At 57.2% G+C, this 704-nt stretch carries 1 protein-coding gene; it reads left to right on the plus strand.

Annotation, left to right across the window (positions count from 1 at the left end):
- A partial coding sequence (locus tag FCN80_RS26220) for a phage tail tip fiber protein (protein WP_136993290.1) occupies window positions 1–704 on the plus strand: 704 nt, incomplete at both ends.

Consider the following 704-nt stretch of genomic DNA (forward strand, 5'->3'; position numbering starts at 1 on the left):
ACCTGGGATAAGGCGGCCAGCGCTATCGCGTATGAGGCTGAATGGCGAAAGGATAATGGCAACTGGGTCAGCGTGGCGCGCACGTCGGCGCTCGGGTTCGAGATTACTGGCATCTACGCCGGCGCGTATCAGGCTCGGGTCCGGGCAATCAATGCCAGTGACATTTCGAGCATCTGGGCGAACGCCGTTGAAACACAGCTCAATGGCAAAGAGGGCGCGCCGCCGAAACCGGTCGGATTTTCTGCCTCGACTGATGTGGTGTTCGGCATTACGCTGACCTGGGGATTTCCGAACGGCGCCGAGGATACGCTGAAAACGGAAATCCAGTACAGCACCACTGCGACCGGCGATAACCCCCTGTTGCTGTCGGATGTACCCTATCCGCAGAAAACCTATCAGCAATCTGGCCTGGCCGCCGGCGTGACGTTTTATTATCGCGCCCAACTGGTGGACAAAACCGGCAATGAATCGGGGTATACCGATTGGATTGTTGGTTCCTCATCATCTGATTCGTCAGAGGTTCTCAGCTATTTGACCGGGCAGATCACCGAGACGCAGCTCGGCCAGGACCTGTTGGGACCAGTTCAGGATGCTAGCCAGTTGAAAGACATGTGGTCGGTTAAGGTTGGCCAGACTGAAGACGGAAAACTCTACACGGCTGGCATTGGGGTGGGGGTCGAGAATACCCCGGCGGGAATGCAGAG

The organism is Martelella alba, from assembly GCF_005217455.1.
Classification (GTDB): domain Bacteria; phylum Pseudomonadota; class Gammaproteobacteria; order Enterobacterales; family Enterobacteriaceae; genus Acerihabitans.